This is a genomic window from Methylorubrum populi, from assembly GCA_036946625.1.
Lineage (GTDB): Bacteria > Pseudomonadota > Alphaproteobacteria > Rhizobiales > Beijerinckiaceae > Methylobacterium > Methylobacterium populi_C.
Genome location: JAQIIU010000002.1, coordinates 1,683,874 through 1,690,000 on the forward strand (window position 1 = coordinate 1,683,874; position 6,127 = coordinate 1,690,000).

Here is a 6,127-nt window from a genome sequence, read left to right on the forward strand (position 1 = left end):
TTGACAGCGGCGCCCCGGCGGACGACATGGCACCCACGATGTCCAGGCAAGCACTCCTTCCCCGCACGGCTCCCTTCGGAGACCAGGAACGGGCTCATCTCGACGCGGCGCTCGGCGCGGCGACGCCGATCCAGCGCGCGTGGCTGACGGGCTTCCTCGCAGGGCTCGACGCGGCCTCCGGCCAGCCCGCCGCGGCCGCCGCCGCCCCGGCCGCGCCTCCGAAGGCGGCCGAGCCGCTGACGATCCTGTTCGCTTCCGAATCGGGCAATTCCGAAAAGCTCGCGGGCGACGTGGGCAAGCTCGCGCGCAAGCAGGGCTTCAAGCCGAAGGTCGTGGACTTCGCCGACCTCGATCTCGCCACGCTGCCGAAGGCCGGCAGGGTCATCGCCATCGCCGCGACCTGGGGCGAGGGCGAGCCGCCGGCCCGCGCGGTGCGCGCCTACGGCGAGTTGATGGGCGAGGCGGCGCCGCGGCTGGAGGGCGTCGAATTCGGCGTGCTCGCGCTCGGCGACACGAGCTACGCGGAGTTCTGCGCCATCGGCAAGGCGCTCGACGCGCGCTTCGCGGCGCTCGGCGCCAAGCGCGCGGTCGAGCGGATCGACCTCGACCTCGACTTCGAGAAGCCCGCCGCCGACTGGATCAAGGGCGCGCTGAAGGCGCTGGCCCCCGCCGAGGCGAAGGCCGACAACGTCGTGGCGGTCGATTTCCGCGCCGGCACGGAGGACGAGGACGGCGAGGTCAGCCGCGAGCCGGCGGTGGTCGAGGTGATCGACCACGTGAACCTCAACTCTTCGCGATCGGACAAGGAGACGATCCACCTCGCCCTGGAATTCGAGGACGGGGCGCCGGCCTACGAGCCGGGCGACTCGCTGGAGATCTTCCCGGAGAACGACCCGCAGCTCGTGGACGAGATCTTGCGCGCGACGGGTCTCGGCGGCGACGAAGCCTTGCGCAAGGCGCTGCTCGCCGAGCGCGACATCACCACGCTCTCGGCCACCACGGTCGAGCGGTTCGCCAAGGCCACGGGCCATGCCGACGCGCAGAAGTTCGTGGAGAGCGGCGAGGTCAGGGCCTGGATCGAGGGCCGCCACCTGATCGACCTGATCGAGCGCTTCCCCGCCGAACTGACCGCCGAGCACCTCAACACGGTGACCCGGCCGCTGCCGCCGCGGGCCTACTCGATCGCCTCGTCGCGAAAAGAGGTCGGCGACGAGGCGCATCTCACCATTGCCGCCGTGCGCTACGAGACCCACGGCCGCGCCCGCTCCGGCGTCGCCTCGGTCCACGTCGCCGACCGGATCGCCAACGGCGCCAAGCTGCGGGTGCGGGTGAAGCCGAACAAGCATTTCCGCCTGCCCTCCGACCCATCGACCGACATCATCATGGTCGGCCCCGGCACCGGCGTCGCCCCGTTCCGCGCCTTCGTGCAGGAGCGCCGCGCCACCGAAGCCCCCGGCCGCTCCTGGCTGTTCTTCGGCGACCGCCACTTCACCCACGACTTCCTGTACCAGCTCGAATGGCAGGACGCCCTGGAGGACGGGTCGCTGGCGAAGATCGACGTGGCCTTCTCCCGCGACCAGCCGGAAAAGATCTACGTGCAGGATCGTATCGACGCACACGCTGCCGAGGTGGTGGCGTGGCTCGACGGCGGTGCCCACTTCTACGTCTGCGGCGATGCCAGGAACATGGCCAAGGACGTGCGCGCCGCCGTGGTGCGGGCCTTCGAGAGCACGAAGGGCCTGAGCCATGCGGATGCCGAGGCGCATGTCGCCTCGCTGGAGCGTGAGAAGCGCTACCAGCAGGACGTCTACTGAGGAAGGACGGCGCTCCTTCCCGAACCGGGCCTCGTCCTGAGGTGCTCGCGCCAGCGAGCCCCGAGGGAGGGCTCCAGGGATCGCCGCGAGATCTGGAGCCCTCCCTCGAGGCCTCCGCTTCGCTCCGGCTCCTCAGGATGAGGGGGTGGGCGGGGATGAGCGGCCGAACTCGGATACCATAGAGATCACCGCCATGGACGACCACAAGCCGATCGACACCCCTGACGGCCCCGCCGTGGACACGCCCGGCATCGGCGCGCGCCGCTACGAGCCGCCGCCGACCGGCCGTCCGATCACGGAAGCCGAGGCCGCGAAGGCCGCCGGGCTCGCCCACAACGAGCACCTGAAGATCGCCAGCGGCTACCTGCGCGGCGGTCTGGCCGACGGGCTCCTCAAGCACGCCACCGGCGCGATCTCCGAGGACGACGGCCAGCTCGTCAAGTTCCACGGCATGTACATGCAGGACGACCGGGACATCCGGGCGGAGCGCACCAAGAAGAAGCTCGAGAAGGCCTACAGCTTCATGATCCGCCTGCGCATCGCCGGCGGCGTCGTGACGCCGAAGCAGTGGCTGATCCTCGACGACATCGCCACGACCTATGCCGGCAGCGCCCTGCGGGCGACGACGCGGCAGACGTTCCAGTATCACGGCGTCATCAAGTCGAACCTCAAGCGCACCATGGCGGCGATCGACTCGGCGCTGCTCGACACCATCGCCGCCTGCGGCGACGTGAACCGCAACGTCATGGCCGCGACCAACCCGGCCCAGGCCGGCGCCCACAAGGTCGCGCTCCAGCTCGCCAAGGACATCTCCGACACCCTGCTGCCGAAGACCGGCGCATGGCGCGAGATCTGGCTCGACGGCGAGCGCGTGGCCGGCGGCGAGGACGGGACGGAAGTCGAGCCGATCTACGGCAAGACCTACCTGCCGCGGAAGTTCAAGACCGTGGTCGCGGTGCCGCCCTCGAACGAGGTCGACATCTTCGCCCACGACCTCGGCTTCATCGCCATCCTCGACAAGAAGAATCAGGTGACGGGCTGGAACGTCACCGTCGGCGGCGGCATGGGCATGACCCACGGCGAGGCCGACACGTTTCCCCGCACCGCCGACGTGCTGGGCTTCGTGAAGCCGGAGGACGCCCTGAAGGCGGCGGAAGCGGTGATGACGGTCCAGCGCGACTGGGGCAACCGCAAGAACCGCAAGAACGCCCGCCTCAAGTACACGATCGAGCGTTTCGGCCTCGACGCCTTCCGCGCGGAGGTCGAGACGCGCATCGGCAAGAAACTGGGCGAGCCCAAGCCCTTCACCTTCGCGGGCAACGGCGACCGCTACGGCTGGGTCGAGGGCGAGGACGGGCGCCACCACCTGACGCTCTACGTGCCGTCGGGCCGGATCAAGGACATCGACGGGGGACCGCAATTCCTGTCGGGCCTGCGCCGCATCGCCCAGGTGCACGAGGGCGATTTCCGCCTCACCGGCAACCAGAACGTCATCATCGCCAACGTGCCCGCCGGGAAGCGTGCCGCGATCGAGGCGCTCGTCGACGAATACGGCCTGACCAGGGGCGCCTCGGCGCTGCGCCGCAACGCCATGGCCTGCGTCGCCCTGCCGACCTGCGGCCTCGCGCTCGCCGAGAGCGAGCGCTACCTGCCCGATCTCCTGACCGAGTTGGAGGAGAGCCTCGCCCGCCACGGGTTGCAGGAGCAGGAGATCACGATCCGCTCGACCGGCTGCCCCAACGGCTGCGCCCGGCCGTTCATCGCCGAGATCGGCCTCGTCGGCCGCGGGCCCGAACGCTACCACCTCTATCTCGGCGCCGCCTTCGACGGCTCCCGCCTGAGCAAGCTCTATCGGGAAGACGTGACGGCCGGCGAGATCAAGGACACCCTGGAGCCGCTGTTCGCCGCCTACGCCCGGGACCGCAAGCCCGGCGAGCATTTCGGTGACTTCGTGATCCGCGCCGGTTTCGTGGCCGAGACGGGCAACGGGCCGGACTTCCACGAGAGGACGGGGCCGCTCCGGGCGGCCTGACGTTTCCGTCATCGCGAGGCTCGGTGCAAGCGATCCGGAGCGCGGCCCTTTCCGGAAAGGTCGCGCGACTGGATCGTTTCGCATCCGCTCGCGATGACGATGGCTGCTTCCGGCCGCCTGCTCAGACCGGCACCACCGCCACGTTGTCGATGAGCCGCGTGCTGCCGAGATACGCCGCCGCCAACACCCGCGCCTCGCGCCCGGCCCGGGCGACGGGCTGGAGCGTCCGCGCGTCGCGGACCTCCAGATACTGCACCGGGCCGAAGCCCGCCGCCTCCAGGGCCGCGATCCCTTCCGCCGCCAGCGGAGCCGCCTCGCCGCCGCGGGCGAGGCGCTCGGCGATGCCGGCGAGCACCGCGTGCAGGCGCGGCGCGATCGCGCGTTCGCGCGGGGCGAGGTAGCGGTTGCGCGAGGACAGGGCGAGGCCGTCCGCCTCGCGCAAGGTCGGCACGCCCTCGATGACGACGGGGATGTCGAGGTCGCGGATGACCGAGCGGATCACCTGCAACTGCTGAAAATCCTTCTCGCCGAACAGGGCGATGTCGGGTCGCACTTGGCTGACCAGCTTGGTCACGACCGTGGCGACGCCGGAGAAGTGGCCGGGCCGGACCGGGCCGCACAGCCCCTCCGCCGCCGGGCCCGGCTCGATCCGCGTGGCGAAACCCGGCGGGTACATGGTCTCGACGGACGGCAGCCACGCCGCATCGGCACCGGCCTGCACGAGCAGGGCGAGGTCGGCCTCGATGTCGCGCGGGTAGCGCGAGAAATCCTCGTTCGGGCCGAACTGGGTCGGGTTCACGAAGATGCTGACCACGGCCCGCCGGCCGATCGCCTTGGCATGCGCGACGAGGGCGAGGTGGCCCGCATGCAGCGCACCCATGGTCGGCACCAGCACGATCCGGTCGCCGCCCGCCCGCCACGCGTCGACCCGCGTGCGCAAGGGTTCGAGCGTCTCGAAGCGGAGAACGGTGTCGGACATGGGCGGCGGGCTCGGCAAAGGGGAAACGCGCCGCACTGGTTAAGCGCCCTGGTCGCCGGAAGCCAGCCGCATGTCAGGGGCAATAGCGCAGGGGACGGTCGAACGGGTCGTCGTAGCCGAGTCCGGGACGGAGGCCGTAATAGCTCGGCTTGCCCAGGCCGTATTCCGAACCGACATAGCTCGGGTCGTAGGGCCCGTTGGTCGGCACCGGCGCGACGCGCGGGGCGCAGCCGACGAGACGCCGCGGGAGCGGACGGGGGAGCCGGTCGCCCTCGGCATCGCCGTCGCCGCGGGGGAAGAAACGCGGCGCCGGGGGCGGCCGCACCGGGTCGGCGACCCCGTACTCCGTCAGGTCGGCGGCGGCGGCCGGCCCACCGGAGAGACAGGCGAGGACGCATCCGAGGGCGAGGAGGGCACCGTGCGCCCGCTGCCGTCCGCCCGTCATCGCCCCGCTCTCCCGCCCGCTTCGCGATGCTTCGCAGTCGCTGGTGAACGGAAGGTTACCCATCCGCTTTCACGCCCGCGGATAGACGATCACCGAGAGGTAGGTCATCGGCGTCTTGAGGAGCTTGGCCGGGCCGTGCAGGCCGTTCGAATCGAACATCAGGGCGTCGCCGGGCTCCAGATGATAGTCCTGGCCCGAGTGATGATAGATCACCTCGCCGGTCAGCATGTAGATGAACTCGGTGCCGAGATGCCGGAAGCTCGTATAGGCCTCCGCCTCGTCCCGCAGGGTGATGAGGTAGGGCTCCACCACCACGTCGCCGCGGATGCCAGCCCCGAGCAGCTCGTAGAGATGCCCGACCTTGGTGCCGCGCCGCTCGATCGGCACGCCCTGGCCGCGTTTCACGTGGCTGCAGTCGCGCGTCTCCTCGAAGGCGGCGAAGAGGGCGGTGATCGGCACGTTGAGGGCCGAGGCGATGGCGTTGATCGAGGCGAGCGAGGGCGAGATCGCGCCGTTCTCGATCTTCGAGATCATGCCCGGGGAGATGCCCGCGGCACCGCCGAGATCGGCCACGGAGAGATCGCGCTCGCGCCGCAGCAGGCGAACCTGATGGCCGAGCGCCTTTTCCAGCGGCCGCTCCTCGGCAATCGGCGCGTTCGACGCTGTGTTCAGCATGGATCTCTGGCGACCTCTGCGCGCCCTCGCGGCACGAAACCATTATGGCGCAGGATTTTGAGTGTGCCACCGGGGTCGGTTCAATCGACGGGACGGCGCAACTCCGGCAGCCGGGTCTCCGGTCAGCCACCAGGGGATCCAAGCGGAACGATGTTATAGCCGGCCGGCCCGTGAAGCCTTCC

Annotated in this window: 5 protein-coding genes; 2 read left to right on the forward strand and 3 right to left on the reverse strand. The window is 70.4% G+C overall.

Annotation, left to right across the window (positions count from 1 at the left end; all coding sequences use genetic code 11):
* Nucleotides 1–38 precede the first annotated feature (38 nt).
* On the forward strand, nucleotides 39–1,814 hold the full coding sequence (locus PGN25_09905; protein ID MEH3117887.1) for a flavodoxin domain-containing protein: 1,776 nt from the start codon (nucleotides 39–41) through the stop codon (nucleotides 1,812–1,814).
* Between the two features lie 193 nt (nucleotides 1,815–2,007).
* Nucleotides 2,008–3,846, forward strand: a complete 1,839-nt coding sequence (locus PGN25_09910) for an NADPH-dependent assimilatory sulfite reductase hemoprotein subunit (protein ID MEH3117888.1) — start codon at nucleotides 2,008–2,010, stop codon at nucleotides 3,844–3,846.
* Between the two features lie 121 nt (nucleotides 3,847–3,967).
* Here PGN25_09910 and panC read toward each other — a convergent pair whose 3' ends face one another.
* The 3 genes from panC to PGN25_09925 form a co-directional block, all read right to left on the reverse strand.
* A complete protein-coding gene (gene panC, locus PGN25_09915; protein ID MEH3117889.1) occupies nucleotides 3,968–4,825 on the reverse strand; it encodes a pantoate--beta-alanine ligase in 858 nt (285 codons plus the stop codon).
* A gap of 73 nt (nucleotides 4,826–4,898) precedes the next feature.
* The gene (locus PGN25_09920; protein MEH3117890.1) at nucleotides 4,899–5,270 is read right to left on the reverse strand and encodes a hypothetical protein; all 372 of its coding nucleotides are present in this window, start codon (nucleotides 5,268–5,270) and stop codon (nucleotides 4,899–4,901) included.
* 69 nt (nucleotides 5,271–5,339) lie between these two features.
* Nucleotides 5,340–5,945 carry an XRE family transcriptional regulator gene (locus tag PGN25_09925; GenBank protein ID MEH3117891.1) on the reverse strand — a complete coding sequence of 202 codons (606 nt, stop codon included), beginning with the start codon at nucleotides 5,943–5,945 and terminating at the stop codon, nucleotides 5,340–5,342.
* Between the last annotated feature and the right edge of the window lie 182 nt (nucleotides 5,946–6,127).